The organism is Cardinium endosymbiont of Oedothorax gibbosus (genome assembly GCF_936981045.1).
Lineage (GTDB): Bacteria > Bacteroidota > Bacteroidia > Cytophagales > Amoebophilaceae > Cardinium.
Genome location: NZ_OW441264.1, coordinates 916,527 through 939,532 on the forward strand (window position 1 = coordinate 916,527; position 23,006 = coordinate 939,532).

20 protein-coding genes, 1 tRNA gene and 6 pseudogenes are annotated in these 23,006 nt (G+C 35.4%); 8 read left to right on the forward strand and 19 right to left on the reverse strand.

What is annotated here, in order from left to right; genetic code table 11:
• Positions 1–17: 17 nt before the first annotated feature.
• The 3 genes from NBW36_RS04305 to NBW36_RS04315 all read right to left on the reverse strand — a co-directional run bounded on the left by NBW36_RS04305 (position 18) and on the right by NBW36_RS04315 (position 3,394).
• A complete protein-coding gene (locus tag NBW36_RS04305; RefSeq protein WP_250238024.1) occupies positions 18–884 on the reverse strand; it encodes an outer membrane protein assembly factor BamD in 867 nt (288 codons plus the stop codon).
• Positions 885–1,133: 249 nt separating this feature from the next.
• Complete coding sequence (locus NBW36_RS04310; RefSeq protein WP_250238025.1) at positions 1,134–2,597, reverse strand: OstA-like protein; 1,464 nt, start codon at positions 2,595–2,597, stop codon at positions 1,134–1,136.
• A gap of 524 nt (positions 2,598–3,121) precedes the next feature.
• Positions 3,122–3,394, reverse strand: coding sequence for a BBE domain-containing protein (locus tag NBW36_RS04315; protein WP_250238026.1), 273 nt, complete (start codon positions 3,392–3,394; stop codon positions 3,122–3,124).
• A gap of 540 nt (positions 3,395–3,934) precedes the next feature.
• Here NBW36_RS04315 and NBW36_RS04320 point away from each other — a divergent pair.
• From NBW36_RS04320 to ltrA, 3 genes and pseudogenes are all read left to right on the forward strand, one after another.
• Positions 3,935–4,237: pseudogene (locus tag NBW36_RS04320) on the forward strand (DDE-type integrase/transposase/recombinase); the annotation flags it as partial.
• 63 nt (positions 4,238–4,300) lie between these two features.
• Positions 4,301–4,900, forward strand: a pseudogene (locus NBW36_RS04325) (IS6 family transposase); the annotation flags it as partial.
• Positions 4,901–5,388: 488 nt separating this feature from the next.
• Positions 5,389–6,579, forward strand: a complete 1,191-nt coding sequence (gene ltrA, locus NBW36_RS04330) for a group II intron reverse transcriptase/maturase (RefSeq protein ID WP_250238031.1) — start codon at positions 5,389–5,391, stop codon at positions 6,577–6,579.
• On the opposite strand, the pseudogene NBW36_RS05735 reads toward ltrA, so the two are convergent.
• Both NBW36_RS05735 and NBW36_RS05740 read right to left on the reverse strand, forming a co-directional pair.
• A pseudogene (locus NBW36_RS05735) lies at positions 6,565–7,032 on the reverse strand (IS982 family transposase); the annotation flags it as partial. The gene ltrA and the pseudogene NBW36_RS05735 overlap by 15 nt on opposite strands.
• A gap of 245 nt (positions 7,033–7,277) precedes the next feature.
• Positions 7,278–7,691: pseudogene (locus NBW36_RS05740) on the reverse strand (transposase family protein); the annotation flags it as partial.
• Positions 7,692–8,127: 436 nt separating this feature from the next.
• Here NBW36_RS05740 and NBW36_RS04340 point away from each other — a divergent pair.
• A pseudogene (locus NBW36_RS04340) lies at positions 8,128–9,296 on the forward strand (IS256 family transposase).
• A gap of 148 nt (positions 9,297–9,444) precedes the next feature.
• Positions 9,445–10,152 carry an IS6 family transposase gene (locus NBW36_RS04345; protein ID WP_250239142.1) on the forward strand — a complete coding sequence of 236 codons (708 nt, stop codon included), beginning with the start codon at positions 9,445–9,447 and terminating at the stop codon, positions 10,150–10,152.
• Between the two features lie 115 nt (positions 10,153–10,267).
• Here the strand turns inward: NBW36_RS04345 and rnc are convergent, their stop codons facing one another.
• From rnc to NBW36_RS04380, 7 genes and pseudogenes are all read right to left on the reverse strand, one after another.
• Positions 10,268–10,999, reverse strand: coding sequence for a ribonuclease III (rnc, locus tag NBW36_RS04350; RefSeq protein ID WP_250238033.1), 732 nt, complete (start codon positions 10,997–10,999; stop codon positions 10,268–10,270).
• Positions 10,984–12,234 carry a beta-ketoacyl-ACP synthase II gene (fabF, locus tag NBW36_RS04355; protein WP_250238034.1) on the reverse strand — a complete coding sequence of 417 codons (1,251 nt, stop codon included), beginning with the start codon at positions 12,232–12,234 and terminating at the stop codon, positions 10,984–10,986. Before fabF ends, rnc begins: the two co-directional genes overlap by 16 nt.
• 12 nt (positions 12,235–12,246) lie before the next feature.
• Complete coding sequence (gene acpP / locus NBW36_RS04360; protein WP_256465574.1) at positions 12,247–12,501, reverse strand: acyl carrier protein; 255 nt, start codon at positions 12,499–12,501, stop codon at positions 12,247–12,249.
• Positions 12,502–12,843: 342 nt separating this feature from the next.
• On the reverse strand, positions 12,844–13,197 hold the full coding sequence (gene rpsP / locus NBW36_RS04365) for a 30S ribosomal protein S16 (protein WP_320412870.1): 354 nt from the start codon (positions 13,195–13,197) through the stop codon (positions 12,844–12,846).
• Positions 13,198–13,287: 90 nt separating this feature from the next.
• Entirely contained in the window at positions 13,288–13,539 is a 252-nt protein-coding gene (gene rpmA / locus NBW36_RS04370) for a 50S ribosomal protein L27 (RefSeq protein ID WP_250238037.1), read from the reverse strand.
• Between the two features lie 9 nt (positions 13,540–13,548).
• The gene (gene rplU / locus NBW36_RS04375) at positions 13,549–13,863 is read right to left on the reverse strand and encodes a 50S ribosomal protein L21 (protein WP_250238040.1); all 315 of its coding nucleotides are present in this window, start codon (positions 13,861–13,863) and stop codon (positions 13,549–13,551) included.
• Between the two features lie 234 nt (positions 13,864–14,097).
• Positions 14,098–14,502, reverse strand: a pseudogene (locus NBW36_RS04380) (IS6 family transposase); the annotation flags it as partial.
• Between the two features lie 64 nt (positions 14,503–14,566).
• Here NBW36_RS04380 and NBW36_RS04385 point away from each other — a divergent pair.
• Complete coding sequence (locus NBW36_RS04385) at positions 14,567–15,274, forward strand: IS6 family transposase (RefSeq protein WP_250239143.1); 708 nt, start codon at positions 14,567–14,569, stop codon at positions 15,272–15,274.
• A gap of 79 nt (positions 15,275–15,353) precedes the next feature.
• Here NBW36_RS04385 and NBW36_RS04390 read toward each other — a convergent pair whose 3' ends face one another.
• Entirely contained in the window at positions 15,354–15,692 is a 339-nt protein-coding gene (locus NBW36_RS04390; RefSeq protein WP_250238042.1) for a MerR family transcriptional regulator, read from the reverse strand.
• A gap of 124 nt (positions 15,693–15,816) precedes the next feature.
• Positions 15,817–17,025: a GTPase HflX gene (gene hflX, locus NBW36_RS04395; protein ID WP_250238043.1), complete on the reverse strand. Its 1,209-nt coding sequence runs from the start codon at positions 17,023–17,025 to the stop codon at positions 15,817–15,819.
• A gap of 174 nt (positions 17,026–17,199) precedes the next feature.
• On the opposite strand from hflX, the gene NBW36_RS04400 reads away from it, so the two are divergent.
• Entirely contained in the window at positions 17,200–17,907 is a 708-nt protein-coding gene (locus NBW36_RS04400) for an IS6 family transposase (protein ID WP_250239135.1), read from the forward strand.
• Between the two features lie 199 nt (positions 17,908–18,106).
• On the opposite strand, the gene accB is transcribed toward NBW36_RS04400, so the two are convergent.
• The 5 genes from accB to ruvC all read right to left on the reverse strand — a co-directional run bounded on the left by accB (position 18,107) and on the right by ruvC (position 21,745).
• Positions 18,107–18,544, reverse strand: a complete 438-nt coding sequence (gene accB, locus NBW36_RS04405; protein ID WP_250238045.1) for an acetyl-CoA carboxylase biotin carboxyl carrier protein — start codon at positions 18,542–18,544, stop codon at positions 18,107–18,109.
• A 2-nt stretch (positions 18,545–18,546) separates the two neighbouring features.
• Complete coding sequence (gene efp, locus NBW36_RS04410; protein WP_250238047.1) at positions 18,547–19,122, reverse strand: elongation factor P; 576 nt, start codon at positions 19,120–19,122, stop codon at positions 18,547–18,549.
• 60 nt (positions 19,123–19,182) lie between these two features.
• Positions 19,183–20,199 carry a beta-ketoacyl-ACP synthase III gene (locus tag NBW36_RS04415; protein ID WP_250238049.1) on the reverse strand — a complete coding sequence of 339 codons (1,017 nt, stop codon included), beginning with the start codon at positions 20,197–20,199 and terminating at the stop codon, positions 19,183–19,185.
• A gap of 68 nt (positions 20,200–20,267) precedes the next feature.
• A complete protein-coding gene (gene rpmF, locus NBW36_RS04420; RefSeq protein WP_250238051.1) occupies positions 20,268–20,459 on the reverse strand; it encodes a 50S ribosomal protein L32 in 192 nt (63 codons plus the stop codon).
• 728 nt (positions 20,460–21,187) lie between these two features.
• A complete protein-coding gene (ruvC, locus tag NBW36_RS04425; protein WP_250238053.1) occupies positions 21,188–21,745 on the reverse strand; it encodes a crossover junction endodeoxyribonuclease RuvC in 558 nt (185 codons plus the stop codon).
• 414 nt (positions 21,746–22,159) lie between these two features.
• Here ruvC and NBW36_RS04430 point away from each other — a divergent pair.
• A tRNA-Arg gene (locus tag NBW36_RS04430) sits at positions 22,160–22,231 on the forward strand.
• Positions 22,232–23,006: the final 775 nt, after the last annotated feature.

Below are 23,006 nucleotides of genomic sequence, written 5' to 3' on the forward strand. Positions count from 1 at the left end.
AAAGTCAAAGAAACTTTTTATTGCTTTATTTTTTTATCTCTTCTATCTCTATCTAATTTTTTTACTACATTGCTGCGCCCTTTACTATTCAGATATTCCTCTAACTGGTAACGGGCTATAACTTCTTTCTTCCTTCCCTCATTAAATGCGCTGGCAGCTAACTTTTCATAACACTTTAGCAATAGCCGAAGTACTTTTTCCTTTAAAGAAGCATCTGGATAGGCTTGATCAAAGTTTTTAAGGGGTACAATGGCAGCATTATAGTAGCCCAAACGAACATATAGCGCAGCAGCCTGAAAACTCTTTTGCATAAGACGCTCTTGTAAATTTTGTAAAGCATCGGAAGCTTTATCTAGATAAGCACCCTTAGGATAAAGCGCTAAATAGCGCTCCAAGGAACGCATCGCATCATAAGTATTCGTTTGATCCAGCCGTATATCTACATTTTCACAAGCCAAACTATATCCGCACATAAAAAGCGCTTCTTCTACCTGCGGGAAAGAAGGATATTGTTTTATAAACAAATGAAACTGATGGGCACTAACCAAATATTTTTTTTCATGGAAACTACAATAAGCCTGATACAATTCAAATTTTGAACGCTCTATCCTATTTTTTAACAAAGGTAAAAAGAGCTCTATCTGCTCATTGGCTTGGGCATAACGCTTTCGCTCATAAAGCCGAATCACCTCTTCCTTCTTTTGTATGATTAAAGACTCGTTTTTATAGTCCGGAGCAGCTGCAAGCAAGTAAAAAGTATTGCCTACTAAAGTAAAGGGCAATAAAAATAGCCACCTGAGTCTGTATATAAAGGATAGATTGACTAGATAATCTTTCATAGCAAATGGAATAAAAGGATAGCCGCTACTATATGCAGATGGCATATCCTAACTTAAATGAATAGCGCTATTCATTTTCAGAAATAAATAGAAATAAAACCCCTACGCACACAAGTTTACTAAATTAAAGCTAGATGCCCATCGCTTTATAGCAACAAAAAGGAATTTATATGCTTTTTGCTTAATCAAAAGGGGCGTTTCTTTTATAGGACGGCTAGCCAAGTGGATGGACCAAACTAAAAATCTGGCTTACATAAGCCATTGCACCACGCAAGTATATTAAACTTACGCATATTATGCATTTTCATCCGTTTCATATTTAGGAAGCGCCTCTAAAATATTTTCTTTAGTAGGCCATTTTTCACCATGCCAAACAAAACCATCCAATTTCATTTGCGTTGCTTCAATTTTTTTTGCTGGATAAAAGGTACCACAAGGTTTGGGTTTGCATGTCATTTGCTCTAGTGCATTATCTACCATAGTCATTTCCATTTGATCACACTTGATATGGTTCATACCCATCAACTCATTTTTATCGCCAAGTGCAAAATAAAGACTTTCACTATTACCGGTTATTGACATTTCCTGAATAGCACCCTCCTTAAAACATGCAACCATCTTATGGCCCTTTACTTGGTTGTAATTACCAACCGGATCGACTGATGCCATAAACAAATTTTTATCCACAAACAGTTCAACCTGATCCCCTGCCTCTATAGTGAAGTAAACTGATTCTCCTGTAATCTGGTAATTGCTGCACCAAATAATTGGCTTATGATGTAAATGAATCGTATTTTTACTGGTATTATAAACAGCTCCATCTGCCACACCCTGTACATCTGTTTGATAGAGCCTGACATGATGCAAAGCATGAACTTCTTGCACTGGTGGCTGATTTTTTATATTTTTTTCTAAAACAATAAAAGTATCGGCACGTAAATACATGGGTTCATCATGGACCACCTTAGTTAACAATGGGTGGCCTGTTATTACTCCTTTTTTCTCTTTTTCAGAATAATTAGCCTTTTCACCAACAATTACTGCATCATGCTTCTGCGCCCGAAGCAAGACATGACCAGTAGCCACACAATCTTGCCCATTAAATACCTCTAAGCGGTCCGCGGTAAGGATAATATCTTTTGTAGTCAGTGTTCCTTGGTCAAAGGTAAGCTGTTTTTTAGGCAATAAATAGCGCCCACCCTTAGTAGTCGTAAGGACCCCATCCTGATGGATAATTTCAGTATGTCCCTTAAAATCAGCGATTTCTAATTCAGTATGGTAATGCAACTGGTCACAATAAAGTGTATAATCCTGATCCACTCCTACCACCCTTTCTGAAAAAGCAACTTGATGGTTGGCACCATCATAGACGCCTCTATTGCTGGTTAAAACCATTTGATCCTGTACCAATTTCCCCCCTTGCAAAAACTTACCTTGTTTCTTTTCCACATCGTAGATGAGCTTATGGGTATAAAAGGTAGCTTTTTTAGATGAATAGCTTACATTATTTTCAAAAATAGCACGCTTCTGTGCTGGATAATACGTTAAAAGTTCACTTTCTATCACGTCACCTTTTTGATCCACAATTTTAACATTGCCCTGTGCCTCTATCGGCTCCTGATCATCATATTTATAGGCCTTATCTGCTGTCAACACCATGCCACTAGCATGAAACGTAAAGACCACATTCCCTTCTAATTTCTTGCAAGGTTTATCGTTAACTACGTCACCTTCCAACTGATCGGCTTTATAGGTCATTGTATCAGCCAAAGCGCAAAAGGGCCAAGCCAGTAGATATACAACAAAATAAATAGCTCTTTTAACCACTTTTCTACCTTTTCAACAAAACATGAATTGCTTGGTCAAATTTAATAATAAAGTAAGATAAGGAATTTGTATTTTACCTTTTACCTACTTAAAAAGTATACAAGGCCTGTGCAAAAAGCCACTGAAAGTGTTATGACTTAAAGCTGGGAAATCAGCATCCGCTCTGCAAGCTTAACCAAACTGATTTTCTATGCAATTTTAATGCATACATCTTTGAATCGCAACTTTTTACAAGGGGCGTTCTATTTCGTAATAGGGGCTAGCAAGTAGCATACTTTCTGAATGAATAATTTTATTTTCAATAGGCTATGCCTTGTATTAACCACTAAATATTTTCCTTAAGTTGACACCATTGCATAAACGGATATACCACAATGGTCTAAAGTTTAGAGCTTATTCAACGTAAGTTACATATAAATATAATTTAAATTCTACTTACACACCTAGCGATACGATCACTTTGCCAGAATAGATTGTTCATAATTAAATAAATTATTCTGTTTTAACCTACCCCAATTATTACCATAGTATTCTCTACCCCAATCATTTAACCATAAATCAGGATAATTTCTGTAGACTCCTTTGCCAAACTTTTTTAGTGCTAAGTAATATTGCTTAGACCATTTTAATTGCATATGCTTTTTAGCCTCATTTTGCCAATATGCCAAGATTTGTATAGAGGCTATAGCATCTCTATGAGCAAATGCATTAAAATCTAAAGACAACATATTAATTTGTCCACCATAACTATCAATTATAACGTGAGTTCGGTATTTATTTGACTGATTTACAACAATTTAATATCAATTATTTAGTTAATATTTGCACCTATTTAACAAGTTTTTATATCTAATTTTATAAATATAATATATATAATAAACTGATTACCAGTATTATTTGTTATTCAACTACCTATTTAACTGTCTAATAAAACAAATTTTATAAATTTTCATTGATATTGATTATCAAATGAAAAAATAATCTAATCCCGAACTCACGTTTATAGTATAATTAGCATTAATATTAGGTTGGGAATAATATTTATCTATAACCTTTAATGTTTTACCGGAAGTGTTCTATAAACTGAGTCCGTTGTGATAGGTCGATAGTATAATTTTGCTATTGCTTCTAGTGTTATTTGATGTTATAGAGATATTAATTTTATTATTTATTGATTTTCAAGTACTTTTATTCTATTTTAGACAGACCATCCCCCTAAAAACCTTTTAATATGATATTTGGCGACCTGTATAAGTGAATCTGTAGAGAAAGAACATACAGCTAAAAAGAAGTTTAAAGTATATCCTATTGGTTATTTCCATATCGATATTGCAGAAGTGAGTACTGAAGGAGGCAAATTATATTTATTTGTAGCCATTGATCGAACCTCTAAATTTGTTTATGTGGAGCTACATCCCAAAATGACTAAAATGATAGCTGCAACTTTTCTCGAAAATGTGATTAAATCGACTCCTTATAAAATACATACTATACTCACAGACAATGGGATCCAGTTTTGTAATAGGCAAAAAGATCGCCACAGTTTTGTACATATTTTCGATCGAGTCTGTTTGGTTTTGTCGCGTTTATTCTAAAAAATCATTTTAGTATCTGCAGTTAAAAAAGTAGTTATTATGTTTAATATTTCGCCCAAATTATTACCTTATTTTAAGAGCTATTGTTCTTCAGCAGAAGTCATCCTGTTATTTGTCTAGATGAAGTGTCGTTTTTCCTTGAGCTATAGAGATTTGGAAGATATGATGCGTATGAGAGGCGCAAGAGTTGATCATTCTACGCTACAAAGATGGGTTATTAAGTTTGTTCCTCTTATAGATGAAGCAGTAAGCAAAAGAAAACGACCAGTTGGTGGTAGTTGGAGAATGGATGAAACCTATGTTAAACTAAACGGGAAGTGGATCTATTTATATAGAGCAGTAGATCGTTATGGTGATACAGTTAACTTTTTTCTATCTGAGCATAGAGACAAGTCTGTAGCTTTTTCTTTTTTTCGTAAGGCGATCACAGAAAATAATATTCCTAAGAAAGTAGTAATTGACAAAAGCGGTAGTAATAAAGCTGCCCTTGATACGATCAATACAGAACTTGATCAAGATCATACCATTCAAATATTTCAAAACAAATACTTGAATAATAGAGTTGAACAAGATCATAGGTTTATCAAAAAACGGCTAAAACCTATGCTTAGTTTTAAGTGTTTTAAGGCTGCAGCCATTGCACGCCGGCACAGGTGTGCAACAAATGGGGTGTAAGTCCCCTGACTCTAATTTGTCTATTTCGGGAGTCTAGCAGGAGGTTGGATTTGTGGGGTGATTTACAGGTTTAAGTTACCTTTAAATGCATCTGCAAAATAGCGGGCTGCAACAAAAGTGAACCTAAATTAGCCTCGTTAAGCCGTTTAAGCGCATTTGCCGACTATCTAGTGGCTACAGGAAGGCTGATAGTAGGATGGAAAAAATAGACCATGACCATCATACAAGTGCCGGGGTGTTAGGGGTTGCACGCTATGAATGTTTCACATCGTAGTCCGGGAGATCTGATATGAATCCAGTAGGCCACTGGAAACTTTATTGTATAAGTAAAGCGAAATCAATAAGGGTGATATCAGAAGTCCGCGGGGTCTATAATACCGTTCGTATTGATTGGGAAACCACTCAAGAGGAAAGGGACCCTACTTCAGTTAACGAGTTTAAAAGAGTTGAGAATGTCTGATTGCCCTAAAGCTATGAACGGAACATTAAAAGTTCAGCAACTCCAAAGAACTCTATATCTCAAATCCAAGCAATGTAAGGAAGTCAGATTTTATAGTATATATGATAAAATTTATCTAAAAGATGTACTTTGGGAAGCTTGGCGTCAAGTCAAAGCAAATCAAGGTTCAGCAGGGATTGATGGTAAAAGCATAAGTGATATAATAGATCAAGGTGAGGCAAAGATTATCAATAAATTGCAGCAGCAACTACGCGCAAAGCTATACAAATTTACCTCAAGCAGGTTGGTAGAAATACCCAAAGCTAAAGGTGGAACAAGGCCACTAGAGGTAATGACCGTAGAAGATCTCATAGTGCTCACAGCAATGAAAATAGTCATTGAACCGATCTTCGAAGCTGATTTTCATGAATGTTCATACGGCTATAGACCGAAACGAGGAGCCAAACAAGCGAGTTTAGTGATCCGAGAAGATCTATACCAGCAGGCATGGGGCGTAGTTGAGATTGATTTTCAATCATACTTTACTAGCATCTCACACGAAAAATTATTAAAACTTATTAGTAAAAGGATAGCAGATGGCAGTATGTTGAAGCTAATTAAACAAACCCTAACAACGTCAATAGTAAAACAAGGTAAAATTACATGCAAGAAAGTTGGAGTACCGCAAGGATCACCAATATCACCGTTGTATAGTAATATCTACCTAAATGTTATAGACCAAGTGTGGCACTCAAGGGGGTATCCAGAAAAGCTAAGCGCAACCTTGCATAGGTATTGTGATGATGCAATTTTGGTATGTCGTAAGAGTGCTAGCTTAGCGCTGGAGAAATTCACAGAATTAGTAAGGAGGTTATCGCTCATTATTAACCACCAAAAGACACGAATAACGAAACTGAAAGAAGGCTTTAACTTCATAGGTTTTTACTTTGTAAAAAGAAAGAGTCCAACAAGTGGCAGAAATAGTATTTATGTATTTCCAACGAAACAATCCCAACAAAGCATCCGTAACAGACTAAAATACCTGACTTGTAGAAAAGCACCAATCAAACCTCAAACATTCATCAAGCAAATAAAACCAGTAGTGTTAGGATGGGTTAACTATTTTAAACATACGAATTCCAGTGAAGCTTTTGTTAGATTGCAGGACTTTATTAACCTCAGTTCGGGATTAGACGTATTGTGAACCAGTGATATATATATTAGTTATAGAAGGTTTTTTCTCTTTTAGTGCATAAGCTGTAATTCCAGCTATCAAATTGACTAAAAAATTAGGTATGCTTCTATGCCTGGAATGTTCTATCTGGCTAATATTTTTGAGCTGATCTATAATAGTTTCAATTATAGATCGTTTTCTAAGCATCAGTTTATCCCAGAGTGGCATAAAAGAATTTTTCATATTTTTTCTGATCTGGGTAATGAGTTCCACGCCTTTCTCGATCAGTTTTTCAAATAAATCTTTGCTTATGTAACCTTTATCGGAAAATATTTTACCCATGAAGTGTTTACACAAATTTTCTACAGGAAGCCTATCATTAGTTTTACCTGTGGTCAGTTGAAAATTCATAATTTCTCCTAAATCATTGACTATCAAGTGCAACTTTAATCCAAAAAACCAACCGGTGCTGGTTTTACCTTTAGTAACGTGAGTTCGGGATTAGATTATTTTTTCATTTGATAATCAATATTAATAAAAATTTATAAAATTTGTTTTATAGACAGTTAAATAGGTAGTTGAATAAAAAATAATTCTGATAATCAGTTTATTATATATATTATATTTATAAAATTAGATATAAAAACTTGTTAAATAGGTGCAAATATTAACTAAATAATTGATATTAAATTGTTGTAAATCAGTAAAATAAATCCCGAACTCACGTTAGTAGCAATCGATTTAAAAACCCTGTGCGTATAGGCTCTTTTGATATGGAAAACCTTGATGGCTGTTGCATCCATAAAATAACAACCTGTTTTTGTTTTAGAAAGACTTTGTGTAAAACAGTACAAGGGAACTAACGTTCTTTGGATCAGTTCTATAAATCTATTGTAGCTTACTAACTTTCCAAATTCACTAGAATGAAATTGCTGTAAATGAATATAATAAGACTTAAAATTTCTAAAACCAATCACATGAAAGGCAATAAGAACAGTCATTATTTCACTCAAAGTTAATGAACAAGTTCTAGTGGGTTTTCTTTTAGAGTTGGTTAACAGTTGTTTTTCCATATACGGCATAAACTTTATGAGAAATTCATCAACAGCATAATATATTTCAACTAATTTTTCTACATTCATAGCCGGCTCCTTTGGATAATCTGGTTAGTATTTTTTTATCTCCAAATTTAAAACACAAAGGAGCTTTTTAAAGCTATTTTTTAACAAACTAATCCCGAACTCAGGTATTTAGTTAATATTTGCACCTATTTAACAAGTTTTTGTATCTAATTTTATAAATATAATATATATAATAAACTGATTACCAGAATTATTTGTTATTCAACTACCTATTTAACTGTCTAATAAAACAAATTTTATAAATTTTTATTAATATTGATTATCAAATGAAAAAATAATCTAATCCCGAACTCACGTAATATATATCCAAAAGGGTCTTTTGTTTTGAGTGTGTAAATATTTTTTAGGATTTATCTTTACTTAAATCATAACACTTAAAACAATAAAAAGAAAAGAGACAGTTAAAGATGGGATAAGCAAGGCCATAGATGTACTGATAGAATCAGGTGTAGACCTTTCCAGACTTTTTGATCAAGACGGCTTACTCAAACAATTAAGTAAGCGTCTTGTAGAAAAAGCATTACAGTCAGAAATGGATGACCATTTAGGTTATAATAAGTATGCACGTAGTGATTCAGAGAATGTACGTAATGGATTATCCAGTAAGCAAGTTATTACTGATAATGGCGTTATATCGGTTGAAGTACCCAGAGATAGAGCATCGACTTTTGAACCTATTTTATTGCCTAATCGTCAAACAAGAATTCCTAGTTTGGATGATAAGATCTTATCTTTACATGCTAAAGGTATGAGTCTGTCAGATATTCAGATTCAAATACAGGAATTATATGGCGCAGAAGTAAGTGAAAGCCTGATAAGTAACATCACAGACTCTGTTATTGAAGATGTTAAGATATGGAAAAATCGTCCCTTAGAATCAGTCTATTCTATTGTTTTTTTTGATTGCTTTGTAGTTAAAGTTAGACAAGATAAGCGCATCATCAACAAGGCAATCTATGTCGCTTTAGGTATAGATAGATCTGGCATAAAGGATGTTTTAGGGCTTTGGATGAGTGAAAATGAAGGGGCTAAATTTTGGTTAGGCAATTTAACAGAACTCAAAAATCGGGGTATGAACGATATGCTCATTGCATGTACAGATAATTTGTCAGGCATGTCTGAGGCCATTGCTGCTGTATACCCAAAAACGGAACATCAGCTCTGTATTGTTCATGCAATTAGGGGTAGTTTGCAGTATGTTTCTTATAAACATAGAAAGGTATTAGTTGCTGATTTAAAACCAATTTATACAGCAGTTACCGAGCAAGAAGCATTGATGGCCTTAGAAGCTTTTGCTACTAAGTGGAATCAACAATACCCACAAATAGCCCAATCTTGGTATGCTAACTGGGATAATCTGATGGTATTTTTACAGTACCCTAATGCCATACGTAAGGTCATTTACACAACAAATGTTTGGAATCTGTAAATAGCCAATTTCGTAGAGTTACCAAAAATAAAAAAGTGTTCCCTAACGATCTAGCTGTTTTTAAAACATTATATCTAACTATTAACTACATGACTAGAAAATGGACCACCTCTATTCATAACTGGAGCGAGGCTATGGCACATTTTTTAATTAAATTTGAAAACAGAATTGAATAAAATCAAAAAACTAATTTACACACTTAAGTGGACAGAGCCCACTTAAAAGAAAAGACGTTACTAACGAAAATATAGAAGCGACAGGGTTCTGTCGCGTTTATTCTAAAAAATGATTATTTTAGTATCGGTATTTAAAAAAGTAGTTATTATGTTTAATATTTCTCCCGAGTTATTACCATATTTTAAAGGTTATTGTTCTTCATCAGAAGTCATCCTGTTATTTGTATACATGAAGTGTCGTTTTTCCTTGAGCTATAGAGATTTGGAAGAGATGATGCGTATGAGAGGCGCAAGAGTTGATCATTCTACGCTACAGAGATGGGTTATTAAGTTTGTTCCTCTGATAGATAAAGCAGTAAGAAAAAGAAAACGACCAGTTGGTAGTAGTTGGAAAATGGATGAAACCTATGTTAAACTAAACGGGAAGTGGATCTATTTATATAGAGCAGTAGATCGTTATGGTGATACAGTTGACTTTTTTCTATCTGATCATAGAGACAAGTCTTCAACGCTTTCTTTTTTTCGAAAGGCGATCACAGAAAATAATATTCCTAAGAAAGTAGTAATTGACAAAAGCGGTAGTAATAAAGCTGCCCTTGATGCGATCAATACAGATCTTGATCAAGATCATACCATTCAAATATTGCAAAACAAATATTTGAATAATAGAGTTGAACAAGATCATAGGTTTATCAAAAAACGGATAAAACCTATGCTGGGTTTTAAGAATTTTTATTCTGCTTCCATTACTATTTCAGGGATAGAAAACATTCGTATGATTCAAAAAGGACAAGTAAGAGGAGCTAAAAATCATCTTTCTACTTTTGAGAACTTTGCTATCTTAATGGCCGCATAATATCCAAAATTTGACTTAAACGAAAAACCTATACTAAGAAAACTATAGACGCGACAGAACCTTTGAGGCCGTTGCAATAGGCCCCCATCAAAGTTAAAGATAAGTGATAGATGTTTTATTCTACTTGCTCTGTATATTGTAAGGCTTGCTGGGCGGCCATTTGTTCAGCACATTTTTTGGTTCTACCCGTCCCCTCTCCCATAACTTTTGCATCTATAAGCACCTGAGCGGTAAATTCTTTATAGTGCTCATACTGTTTTTCCTCAAGGATCCTAAAAATTACTTGACGGTGGTGTTTATGTGCCCATTGAATGATCCTACTCTTAAAGTTGGTATCATGCTCTATAAGCTCCTTGAGGCTTATATAATTGACTATAAGACGCTCAATAACAAATTTTTGACAGCGGTCATAACCATGATCTAAGTAAACAGCCCCAATAAGCGCCTCTAATGCATTGCCATAAATAAATTTATGGCCACTGCGTTTTACAAGATTCGTATCGTAATGCAATAACTTATCTAAATGAATTTTACGTGCCAATCCATTTAAGGAATCCCTATTGACCAACCTTGATCGTATGTCTGTTAAAAAACCCTCTTCTTTTAAGGGATACCTCTTAAAGAGGTAATCTGCAACAATCGCAGATAATATAGCATCTCCTAGAAATTCGAGTCGTTCATTGGAGGTATATCCTTCTTCTATAGAGCTATGTTGAAGGGCTACCTTATATAAAGCTAGATTTAAAGGAATCATTCCAGTAACAGTTCTTACAAAAGAGACTAATTGTTGCGTATCAGAATCTCGCTTTTTAAAAAAATACTGGAGTAAATTTAGAAGCCTTCCCATCTTTTGAAGATTATAGAAACATTATGCCCACCAAAACCAAAGGCATTGTTTTGCGCAAATACAACAGATCTTGCTTCTGCCTTGTGTAACGTCAGATTGATCCGTGGATCAATGGCCTCATCTAATACCTTATGGTTAATCGTTGGAGGCACCACCTGATGTAACAATGCTAAAACAGTGGCAATAGACTCTATAGCGCCCGCTGCACCCAGCAAATGACCAGTCATTGACTTGGTCGAGCTAATATTTAACTTATAAACATGGGCACCAAATACATGCTGAATGGCCTCTATCTCATTGATATCGCCCAATGGGGTGCCGGTTCCATGGGCATTAATGTAGTCTATACAATCTGGTGAAAGCCCGGCACTGATTAATGCGCGTTGCAATGCTAAAATTACGCCTCCCATATCTGGTGCGGTAATATGATGGGCATCTGCAGACATCCCTACACCTACTATTTCGGCGTAAATTTTGGCCTTTCTTTGTTGAGCATGCGCACAAGATTCAAGGACTAAAGCACCTGCTCCTTCTCCCATCACAAAGCCATCCCTTGTCTTATCAAAGGGACGTGAAGCGGTTGGGTAGTCTGCATTGCGCGTAGAGAGGGCCTTTAATGCATTAAATCCAGCCATACCTATTTGAATAATAGGTGCCTCTGAGCCACCTGCTACCACTACATCTGCATCGCCTAATTTAATCAACTGAAACGCAGCCACTATAGCATTTACTGCAGAAGCACATGCGGCTACTGTGGCAAAGTTGGGTCCCTTAAATCCATATTTAATGGACAGGTGACCAGAAGGGATATTTGGTATAATCTTGGGAATAAAAAAAGGGTTGATTTTCGGATCCATACCATTTCCAGCAAGCTCCAAAACGGTTTCTTCTGTAGTACCTAAACCGCCTATGCCAGAGCCCCACACAACGCCTACGCGTTCTTTATCTACTAAAGAGGTGGTTAATGCGGCATCCTGTATGGCTTCATCCCCAGCTACCATCGCATACTGGGTAAATGGATCCATCCGCCTGATATCTTTTGCATCAAGGTAGTTATGGGGATCATAGCCTTTTAAGGTACAAGCAAACTTAGTTTTATGCTGAGCCGTATTAAACCTAGTGATGAGCTCCGCACCACTTTGACCGGAGACCAACCCCTTCCAGTATGCCTCAACATTACTGCCAATGGGCGTAAGGGCACCTAATCCTGTAATAACTACTCTTGTTGGTAACATAAAAAAGGTGAGCTAAGCCTTACGTTGTGCCAAAGCCTTTTCTAAATAATCTACCACACTACCCACGGTTTGTAGATTGGTCGCTTCATCATCCTTAATGAATACATTAAATTTTTTTTCAAGCTCCAAGACCAACTCTACTTGGTCTAGAGAATCAGCACCTAAGTTATTTACAAAATGTGCTGTAGGCAAAACCTCTTGAGCTGAAACATTGAGCTTATCAACAACAATGGCTACTACTTGAGCCATAATATTTTCCTTATTCATTAATTAACTATTTTTTGATCGAAATGAATTTAATTGTAAGATTACCACGCAACTACCGAATATCGAGGCGGATCCATACGGGAAGATTGCACTAACCGCAGTGATTAAACGTGTGTTCGGGATTTATTTGACTGATTTACAACAATTTAATATCAATTATTTAGTTAATATTTGCACCTATTTAACAAGTTTTTATATCTAATTTTATAAATATAATATATATAATAAACTGATTATCAGAATTATTTGTTATTCAACTACCTATTTAACTGTCTATAAAACAAATTTTATAAACTTTTATTAATATTGATTATCAAATGAAAAAATAATCTAATCCCGAACTCACGTATTAAGCATTTTTTTTGCCCGATCTGCCTTCCAATTAGCAAATTTTTCATCCGCCTGCTCTTGAGTGATGGCCCCCTTTATGACGCCTACTTGAAGATACTTTTTAAGCATAACACCTTGTTTGGACAAAAGGGTTCTAACGGTATCGGTAGGCTGTGCACCCTGAAAAAGCCATTTCAATGCGTTGGTTTCATTAAGTTTAACCGTTGCAGGTGCTGTGTTGGGATTATAGCTCCCAATTTTTTCTATAAAACGACCATCTCGTGGCGATCTTGCATCAGCTATAATGATGTCATATTCTGCTAGATGCCTTCTGCCGCATCTAGCTAATCTTATTTTTACAGCCATAGTATTACCTTTCTAGCAAATCTAGTTTGCAAATAGTTAATGGATTATTTTTTTGCCTATTATTAGGAACAGGTGTGTAACAGCAATAGACTATAGACCATCTATCGAAACAACAGACCGCATACGCTTCTTTTTAAAGATAACCACGCCATCCGTTAAGGCAAATAAAGTATGATCCCTACCTAAGCCAACATTTTTACCAGGATAATAACGGGTACCCCTTTGCCTGACAATGATATGACCAGGTATTACCGCTTCTCCACCATATTTTTTTATACCGAGCCGCTTACTTTCTGAATCTCTTCCGTTACGGGAGCTACCGGCTCCCTTCTTATGTGCCATGTTATTATATTAGTTTGTAATATCTTCAATAACAATCCGCGTGTGATCTTGACGATGCCCTCGCTTTACTTTGTATCCATTTCGTCTTTTTTTCTTAAAGACGATGATTTTGTTTGCCTTGGTATGTTCCAATACCTTGGCTTTGACCGTTACCCCATTTAGCGTAGGTGCACCAACGGTCACCGCTCCCGCTTCATCATCTAAAAGTAAAACTTTATCAAAAGTGAGCAAAGCACCCACCTCACTTTGCAATTTAGGGGTGTAAAGCCACTGCTCTTTGGAAATTTTAAATTGTTTCCCAGCTATTTCTACAATTGCATACATATATTTCTATAAGCTAAAGAATCATAACCCCTTCTAAATTAGGGGGGATAAACCTTAACAAACTTAAGCTTTTTTCTATAAAATAAAAAAAATGACTGGCCGATATTATCTTTTGTACTTTTTTAGGTTCTGTCGCGTCTATTATACTGGACTGAAAAATTCGGACAAAAAAGGGTTCTGTCGCGTCTATATTTTCGTTAGTATAGGTTTTTCGTTTAAGTCAAATTTTGGATATTATGCGGCCATTAAGATAGCAAAGTTCTCAAAAGTAGAAAGATGATTTTTAGCTCCTCTTACTTGTCCTTTTTGAATCATACGAATGTTTTCTATCCCTGAAATAGTAATGGAAGCAGAATAAAAATTCTTAAAACCCAGCATAGGTTTTATCCGTTTTTTGATAAACCTATGATCTTGTTCAACTCTATTATTCAAATATTTGTTTTGAAATATTTGAATGGTATGATCTTGATCAAGATCTGTATTGATCGCATCAAGGGCAGCTTTATTACTACCGCTTTTGTCAATTACTACTTTCTTAGGAATATTATTTTCTGTGATCGCCTTGCGAAAAAAAGAAAGCGTTGAAGACTTGTCTCTATGATCAGATAGAAAAAAGTCAACTGTATCACCATAACGATCGGTTCTGTCGCGTTTATTCTAAAAAATGATTATTTTAGTATCGGTATTTAAAAAAGTAGTTATTATGTTTAATATTTCTCCCGAGTTATTACCATATTTTAAAGGTTATTGTTCTTCATCAGAAGTCATCCTGTTATTTGTATACATGAAGTGTCGTTTTTCCTTGAGCTATAGAGATTTGGAAGAGATGATGCGTATGAGAGGCGCAAGAGTTGATCATTCTACGCTACAGAGATGGGTTATTAAGTTTGTTCCTCTGATAGATAAAGCAGTAAGAAAAAGAAAACGACCAGTTGGTAGTAGTTGGAAAATGGATGAAACCTATGTTAAACTAAACGGGAAGTGGATCTATTTATATAGAGCAGTAGATCGTTATGGTGATACAGTTGACTTTTTTCTATCTGATCATAGAGACAAGTCTTCAACGCTTTCTTTTTTTCGCAAGGCGATCACAGAAAATAATATTCCTAAGAAAGTAGTAATTGACAAAAGCGGTAGTAATAAAGCTGCCCTTGATGCGATCAATACAGATCTTGATCAAGATCATACCATTCAAATATTTCAAAACAAATATTTGAATAATAGAGTTGAACAAGATCATAGGTTTATCAAAAAACGGATAAAACCTATGCTGGGTTTTAAGAATTTTTATTCTGCTTCCATTACTATTTCAGGGATAGAAAACATTCGTATGATTCAAAAAGGACAAGTAAGAGGAACTAAAAATCATCTTTCTACTTTTGAGAACTTTGCTATCTTAATGGCCGCATAATATCCAAAATTTGACTTAAACGAAAAACCTATACTAACGAAAATATAGACGCGACAGAACCCTTTTTTGTCCGAATTTTTCAGTCCAGTATAATAGACGCGACAGAACCCTTTAAAGCCACCAAGAAAGAACGCAATGCACGTAATCGTTGAACAACCTCTTCTGGCGTAATGGTAAGCGTATTACCATGTTTCTGAATCACTTTACGTGCGCCTGCTAAGCTATATCCTTTTTCTTTAACCAGTGTATAGATATAACGCAACTGAGCGATATCCTTTTCTTGATACCTCCTAGCCCCCTTACTATTCCTATTGGGGTGAAGGATTCCACTAAAGGCTTTTTCCCAAAAACGTATCAAAGAAGGTGCTACGCCAAAATGGCGGGCTACCTCCTGAATGGTAAAATACTTTTTTTCCATTTTATTTCCATAAAAGTACCCCGTTGAGCGGTGTGGAAATGTTACGAAATAAAAATTTGATCAAGGAAAAAGTAAGGGAAACCTACCTTTTTATCCAGCAAAAAGTAGCATATACATGCCTAAGCTAATAGCTAGCTTTTATATATCTTGCTACCTGAATCCGTTCTATTTCTTTTGTAATCGTTTCTTTTAAAAGATCGATATGTAGGTCTTGTGTTGCGGAGATAAACACTGCAGGATAACCATTGATCGTACTGCTATATGCACCTGTTTTTAAAGCAACTTCTATTGGTGTATCTGTTGCGTGGGTAGCTCTTAACATATTTTCCTTATTTTGCTTGATCATGTCAATCTTGTTGAATACTAAAATTCTTGGCAAGTTATCTGCACCTATTTCTGCTAAAGTTTGATTGACTATATTTATTTGCTCTTGAAAACTATTATGTGATGCATCTATTATATGTAGTAGCAAATCTGCTTCTTTAATTTCTGTCAATGTAGATTTAAAACATTCCACCAATGTATGGGGTAGTTTCCGAATAAAGCCTACCGTATCGGTTAGTAAGAAAGGTTTGTCATTTAATACTACCTTACGTACAGTAGCATCTACTGTAGCAAATAGTTTGTTGTCAACCAAGATGTCTGACTTGGATAGCAGCTTCATCAAAGTAGACTTTCCTACATTAGTATACCCTACCAATGCAACACGCACCAAATCCACCCGTCCCTTACGCCTGGTAATACATTGTTGTGCGATACTTGCTAACTTTTCACGCAGTTTGGTGATTTTGTGTTGAATAATTCTTTTATCCGTTTCCAATTCTTTTTCACCAGGGCCACGCATGCCTGCACTACCCCCTTTTTGACTTGAAAGGTGGGTCCACATTCTGGTAAGTCGTGGTAATAAATATTGATATTGCGCCAATTCTACCTGTGTGCTCGCTTGTTTGGTTTGGGCACGTATGGAGAAGATATTAAGGATCAACAAACTTCTATCCAATATCTGGCAGGATAGTAATTTTTCCAAATTACGCACTTGTGAGGGAGAAAGCTCATCGTCAAAAATAGCGTAATCAACTTTTTCTGCTTTTATAAAAGCAGCTATTTCTTCTACTTTCCCCTTACCTACAAAAGTAGCACCATGTGGATAATCTAACCTTTGCATAAATTGTTTAACAACTTTCAGTCCCCAAGTATCTGCTAAAAAGGCTAATTCTGTAAGATATTCTTCTGTTTTGGTTAGAGGTTGCTGGGGGGTAACCAGGGCTATTAGAATGGCGGCTTTACCCTCCTCATCGGCCACCAGGTTGGATGGATTGTTTGTTCTATGCATTAACATAATTGGCTAGGCCGTTTATTTAAGAAAAAAATATAGCCCTCAATTTTATAAAAAATTTTTAAAAAAATCAATACAAACTTTCTAATTTTAGGCGTGTTCAATATGGTTCTGTCGCGTTTATTCTAAAAAATGATTATTTTAGTATCGGTATTTAAAAAAGTAGTTATTATGTTTAATATTTCTCCCGAGTTATTACCATATTTTAAAGGTTATTGTTCTTCATCAGAAGTCATCCTGTTATTTGTATACATGAAGTGTCGTTTTTCCTTGAGCTATAGAGATTTGGAAGAGATGATGCGTATGAGAGGCGCAAGAGTTGATCATTCTACGCTACAGAGATGGGTTATTAAGTTTGTTCCTCTGATAGATAAAGCAGTAAGAAAAAGAAAACGACCAATTGGTAGTAGTTGGAAAATGGATGAAACCTATGTTAAACTAAACGGGAAGTGGATCTATTTATATAGAGCAGTAGATCGTTATGGTGATACAGTTGACTTTTTTCTATCTGATCATAGAGACAAGTCTTCAACGCTTTCTTTTTTTCGCAAGGCGATCACAGAAAATAATATTCCTAAGAAAGTAGTAATTGACAAAAGCGGTAGTAATAAAGCTGCCCTTGATGCGATCAATACAGATCTTGATCAAGATCATACCATTCAAATATTTCAAAACAAATATTTGAATAATAGAGTTGAACAAGATCATAGGTTTATCAAAAAACGGATAAAACCTATGCTGGGTTTTAAGAATTTTTATTCTGCTTCCATTACTATTTCAGGGATAGAAAACATTCGTATGATTCAAAAAGGACAAGTAAGAGGAGCTAAAAATCATCTTTCTACTTTTGAGAACTTTGCTATCTTAATGGCCGCATAATATCCAAAATTTGACTTAAACGAAAAACCTATACTAAGAAAACTATAGACGCGACAGAACCCTTTAAAATAAGGTAATAATTTGGGCGAAATATTAAACATAATAACTACTTTTTTAACTGCAGATACTGAAATAATGATTTTTTAGAATAAACGAGACAGAACCGATCAAACTGGTTCAATAAGGATGGATGTGATATTTATTCGGTAACTGGATCTACTACAAAAAGTGGTTGATCATATTCCACAGGAGAGACATCATCAACCAAGATTTGAACGATCTTGCCCGTAACTTCTGACTCTATTTCATTGTAGAGCTTCATAGCTTCTATAATACAGAGCTTGGTCCCTTTTACAATAGCATCTCCTTCTTTTACAAATGGGGCTTCTTCAGGGTTAGGTGATCGGTAAAAAGTACCAATCATTGGGGATTTAATCGTTATATAATTGCGGCTATTTTCTACTGTTTGCGTAGGTATTGAAGGCGGTGGCGCATTGGGCGCAAGTGGTGCGAGATGCCCAGGGATGGGCATACTCCTTTTAACATGAATTTTAATGTTCTCTGTTTCAATATGCACCTCTTCTAACCCTGACTTGGTAATACAGTCAATCAGCTCGTGAATTTCTTTGGTTTTCATACTTACTTTTTCTGCTCGTTTACACGCTCCATATAGAGACCGGTACGGGTATCTACTTTTATAAGATCTTGATTATTAATAAATAAAGGGACCCTAATGTCTACACCTGTTTCTAAGGTAGCTGGCTTTAATGTTTTCGTAGCGGTATCGCCTCGGAGCCCTGGCTCTGTATAGGTAATCCGCAATAACACAGATGGGGGTAATTCGCACTTTAATACCACGTTTTCATCATCGTAGTAAACGACTTCCACATGTTGTCCTTCTTTTAAGAATTGAGGTGTATTAATAAGCGATCGCTGAATGGTTAGTTGTTCAAAGGTCTCCGTGTGCATAAAAGTGTACCCTGCACTATCCTTATAGAGCAACTGGTAGGGTCTGCGTTCGATGCGTGCGATATGAATTTTTGCACCTGCGTTAAAAGTATGGTCAATTTGGCTTTCTTTGGTTAAACGCTTTAATTTGGTTCTAACAAAGGCCGCTCCCTTACCTGGCTTGACGTGCTGGAATTCCACGACACTGTAAATATCATTGTTCAATACAATACAAAGGCCATTTTTAATATCACTTGTATTTGCCATAATATGTTAAGCTTATTGCTACTACTTAAAAATATATTTTTGCCTTATATATACAAACCCTTACATAGGTTTACAACCATCATATCCCCAGACCATATATATGGCGCCCCAGGTAAATCCGCCTCCAAAAACAGTTAGAATCAACTTATCACCTTTTTTTAGTTTTTGTTCGTAATCCCACAAGCAAAGTGGAATGGTTGCGGCTGTTGTATTGCCATACTTATGGATGTTCAGCATAACCTTTTCCATAGGAATGGCCACACGATCGGCTACAAGTTGTAAGATGCGTTTATTGGCTTGATGGGGCACTAGATAGGTAATATCTGCTGCGGCAATGTGATTACCAGCCATAATTTCTATTACTACGTCTGACATAGCCGTAACAGCTGCCTTAAATACATTTTGGCCATCTTGGTGAATGTAATGTGCTTGCGCATTCACGGTTTCGTGTGAAGCGGGCAGCCTACTGCCTCCTGCTTTTTGATAGAGCAAGTCTTGCCCTGCACCATCTGTTTTGCAGATGGTATCTATAATACCATAACCACTATCTGCATCATGTGCTGTTACCAGTACGGCACCCGCACCATCCCCAAAAAGAATACAGGTAGCCCGATCTGCATAATTGGTAATAGAAGACATCTTATCCGCGCCTACTACAATTACTTTTTTGGCTCTACCTGAGGCAATAAATTGAGCTGCTGTATCGAGTCCATAAAGAAAACCTGAACAAGCAGCTTGTAAGTCGTAACTAAAAGCATGAGCAGCACCCACCGCATGGGCAATAATATTAGCGGTAGCAGGGGTAATCCTATCTGGCGTAATGGTCGCACATATGAGGAGATCTATCGTAGCAGGATCGGTAGCTGTTTTTTGCAGCAAATCTTTTACTGCTTGTATGGCCATGAACGAGGTACCCAGCTCCTTTCCTTTTAGGATTCTTCTTTCTTGAATACCCGTTCTAGTAGTAATCCACTGATCACTGGTATCTACCATCTGCTCCAATTCTCTATTGGTCAACACATAGTCTGGCACATATCCAGATACACCTGCAATGGAGGCACATTTGATTATTTTCATCTACTGAACAGATTTGGTAAAAAAAATTTTCCTGTTCAAAAGCGAACAAAGTAAAACAGCATAATCAATTATTGAGTGCCTGCCGTATGCATCACGACTTTGCCTTTATAATACATTTTATTTTCATGCCAAAATGCACGGTGTGGTGTATGTACCACACCGGTAACAGGACAAACGACAAGAGCGGGCATCGCACACTTAATATGTGTTCTTCTTTTATCTCTTCTGGAAGCAGATGATCTTTTCTTTGGATGTGCCATGTTTCTATAATTTATGTATAACTACTAAGGAATATAGACCTCCTTACTAGATCTATCCTTTTAGGGAGTAACAAATGTCCAAGTTTACGAATAATTTTACCAGTTAGAAAATTATTGTGTTAATGGTATTACTTATCAGAAGCCCTAACGCCTAAATATATACCAGCTGTAAGCTTAAATCTTGACAGCTGCACTTCATTAATGAATACAATTTTAATGCGTTTACTGCTTTCTAAGCAGTCTTTTTTCCATCTATCAAATCTATTAAATGTTTGTATTAAACCTGCTTTTTTAAGCTGTGTGCAACTTTTATAAAGTTACTTTTTTTTGATAAAAACGTGAGTTCGGGATTAGATTATTTTTTCATTTGATAATCAATATTAATAAAAATTTATAAAATTTTTTTTATAGACAGTTAAATAGGTAGTTGAATAACAAATAATTCTGATAATCAGTTTATTATATATATTATATTTATAAAATTAGATATAAAAACTTGTTAAATAGGTGCAAATATTAACTAAATAATTGATATTAAATTGTTGTAAATCAGTCAAATAAATCCCGAACTCACGTTCATATCAAATTAGGTGAAGAAGGTATAGGTGTATAGAGACATTATATTTATGATTCAGCCAATAGATGATAAACACTTTATGATCAAATAAAAAAATAAAAGGTAAGATGGAATAGTAGATGGTGGTTATGGTATGGAGATGATTCAGCTCTTAACAAGAGGATCGCTTGCAATTGGGGTGCGCTGCTACAAATTGCGACCAACTTTTGATTTTAGCAGTGACAGATAGGCGTTGTTGGCTATGACACAAAGCTATCGCTAGCGCATCTGACGCATCTAAAAAAGTAGATGGGGTAGGTATGTTAAGCAGATGGCCAACCATAGCAGCAACTTGTTCCTTTGAAGCATTTCCATTTCCAGTAACAGCTTGTTTGACCTTACGTGGCGCATATTCTGTAACAGGTATTTCACAAGCTAAGGCTGCTGCAATCGCTACCCCCTGTGCCCTGCCTAACTTAAGCATAGATTGTACATTGGTTCCATAAAAAATCGACTCAATAGCTACTTCATCTGGCACATGTTTTTGAAACAATTCCGTCATATATAAATAAATATGACGCATCCGTAACATATGCTCTTTGTATTTTTTTAATTGAAAAACACCATGTTCTATTAGCTTTATGGCACTACCCGTTTCCCCTTCTTGAATAATACCAAAGCCTATAATTACACTTCCAGGATCTAATCCTACAATAATTCTTCCGCGCATAGGTTGGTTTGGTGCAAATATGTATGGAAATACTACGAAAAACATAAAAAACCGCCTCTTGTGAAGAGTTACTCAACTTTTTGCAGAGGGCTTGATTTTTTGCACACTTTTTGATTAAGAAAAAAGTGTGATACATGCCTTATTTGCCACTGGCTTGAATAGGTACGAATGAACCTCTATTTTAGATTACTTTATGTATAGAACTTTAATTTATGTAAAAAATCTAGCATATCATCCGTATCGTCTCTGTAACGAGGCCTGCTATAGATGCATTTGGGATTGGTTTATATGATTTATAGTGATAATCGATTGCATCAAACTGATCAAGAGGTTCCTGTAGTTGTATGCGTTTTACGCCGACTATGTATGATATAGTTGAAAAAAGTCCACAATCACCTAAATTAGTCGGGCACTGGTTTCGTAGTTCAACGGATAGAATAGAAGTTTCCTAAACTTTTGATGCAGGTTCGATTCCTGCCGAGACCACTCTACCCGTTCAGCCAATGGCGTCAACTTAAGGCATAAATGTTATTGATGATTAGATAAAATAGTATATTTCTTAGATTTTATAAATCTGTCCAGTATAATCTTTTTCTTATTTACGTGAGTTCGGGATTAGATTATTTTTTCATTTGAAAATCAATATTAATAAAAATTTATAAAATTTGTTTTATAGACAGTTAAATAGGTAGTTGAATAACAAATAATTCTGGTAATCAGTTTATTATATATATTATATTTATAAAATTAGATATAAAAACTTGTTAAATAGGTGCAAATATTAACTAAATAATTGATATTAAATTGTTGTAAATCAGTCAAATAAATCCCGAACTCACGTTATTTGGTAAGACTACCTAAAACCAAAAAAAACGCCCCTTGTAAAAAGTTGCGATCAGAAAGTGCACCTTACAGCTAAGGAGAACATCAGTTTAATGGGGGCCACATGGCAGCTTCTGTGTTTCCCAGTGTGGTTGCAACAACTTTTTGCACAGCGTTTGATTTTTTGCTGTTTTTTGATCAAGCAAAAAACGTGAGTTCGGGATTAGATTATTTTTTCATTTGATAATCAATATCAATGAAAATTTATAAAATTTGTTTTATAGACAGTTAAATAGGTAGTTGAATAACAAATAATTCTGGGAATCAGTTTATTATATATATTATATTTATAAAATTAGATATAAAAACTTGTTAAATAGGTGCAAATATTAACTAAATAATTGATATTAAATTGTTGTAAATCAGTCAAATAAATCCC

Excerpts from the sequence above, each read along its gene's own strand:
- fabF (WP_250238034.1), bottom strand. The coding sequence starts at position 12,234 with ATGTTACCAACAAGAGTAGTTATTACAGGATTAGGTGCCCTTACGCCC.
- NBW36_RS04310 (WP_250238025.1), bottom strand. The coding sequence starts at position 2,597 with ATGACCTATAAAGCCGATCAGTTGGAAGGTGACGTAGTTAACGATAAA.
- NBW36_RS04415 (WP_250238049.1), bottom strand. The coding sequence starts at position 20,199 with ATGAAAATAATCAAATGTGCCTCCATTGCAGGTGTATCTGGATATGTG.
- NBW36_RS04345 (WP_250239142.1), top strand. The coding sequence starts at position 9,445 with ATGTTTAATATTTCTCCCGAGTTATTACCATATTTTAAAGGTTATTGT.
- NBW36_RS04400 (WP_250239135.1), top strand. The coding sequence starts at position 17,200 with ATGTTTAATATTTCTCCCGAGTTATTACCATATTTTAAAGGTTATTGT.
- ltrA (WP_250238031.1), top strand. The coding sequence starts at position 5,389 with ATGTCTGATTGCCCTAAAGCTATGAACGGAACATTAAAAGTTCAGCAA.
- ruvC (WP_250238053.1), bottom strand. The coding sequence starts at position 21,745 with ATGCGCGGAAGAATTATTGTAGGATTAGATCCTGGAAGTGTAATTATA.
- hflX (WP_250238043.1), bottom strand. The coding sequence starts at position 17,025 with ATGCATAGAACAAACAATCCATCCAACCTGGTGGCCGATGAGGAGGGT.
- efp (WP_250238047.1), bottom strand. The coding sequence starts at position 19,122 with ATGGCAAATACAAGTGATATTAAAAATGGCCTTTGTATTGTATTGAAC.
- NBW36_RS04315 (WP_250238026.1), bottom strand. The coding sequence starts at position 3,394 with ATGTTGTCTTTAGATTTTAATGCATTTGCTCATAGAGATGCTATAGCC.
- rnc (WP_250238033.1), bottom strand. The coding sequence starts at position 10,999 with ATGGGAAGGCTTCTAAATTTACTCCAGTATTTTTTTAAAAAGCGAGAT.
- rpmA (WP_250238037.1), bottom strand. The coding sequence starts at position 13,539 with ATGGCACATAAGAAGGGAGCCGGTAGCTCCCGTAACGGAAGAGATTCA.
- accB (WP_250238045.1), bottom strand. The coding sequence starts at position 18,544 with ATGAAAACCAAAGAAATTCACGAGCTGATTGACTGTATTACCAAGTCA.
- NBW36_RS04385 (WP_250239143.1), top strand. The coding sequence starts at position 14,567 with ATGTTTAATATTTCTCCCGAGTTATTACCATATTTTAAAGGTTATTGT.
- rpsP (WP_320412870.1), bottom strand. The coding sequence starts at position 13,197 with ATGGCTGTAAAAATAAGATTAGCTAGATGCGGCAGAAGGCATCTAGCA.
- NBW36_RS04390 (WP_250238042.1), bottom strand. The coding sequence starts at position 15,692 with ATGGAAAAAAAGTATTTTACCATTCAGGAGGTAGCCCGCCATTTTGGC.
- rplU (WP_250238040.1), bottom strand. The coding sequence starts at position 13,863 with ATGTATGCAATTGTAGAAATAGCTGGGAAACAATTTAAAATTTCCAAA.
- acpP (WP_256465574.1), bottom strand. The coding sequence starts at position 12,501 with ATGAATAAGGAAAATATTATGGCTCAAGTAGTAGCCATTGTTGTTGAT.
- rpmF (WP_250238051.1), bottom strand. The coding sequence starts at position 20,459 with ATGGCACATCCAAAGAAAAGATCATCTGCTTCCAGAAGAGATAAAAGA.
- NBW36_RS04305 (WP_250238024.1), bottom strand. The coding sequence starts at position 884 with ATGCCATCTGCATATAGTAGCGGCTATCCTTTTATTCCATTTGCTATG.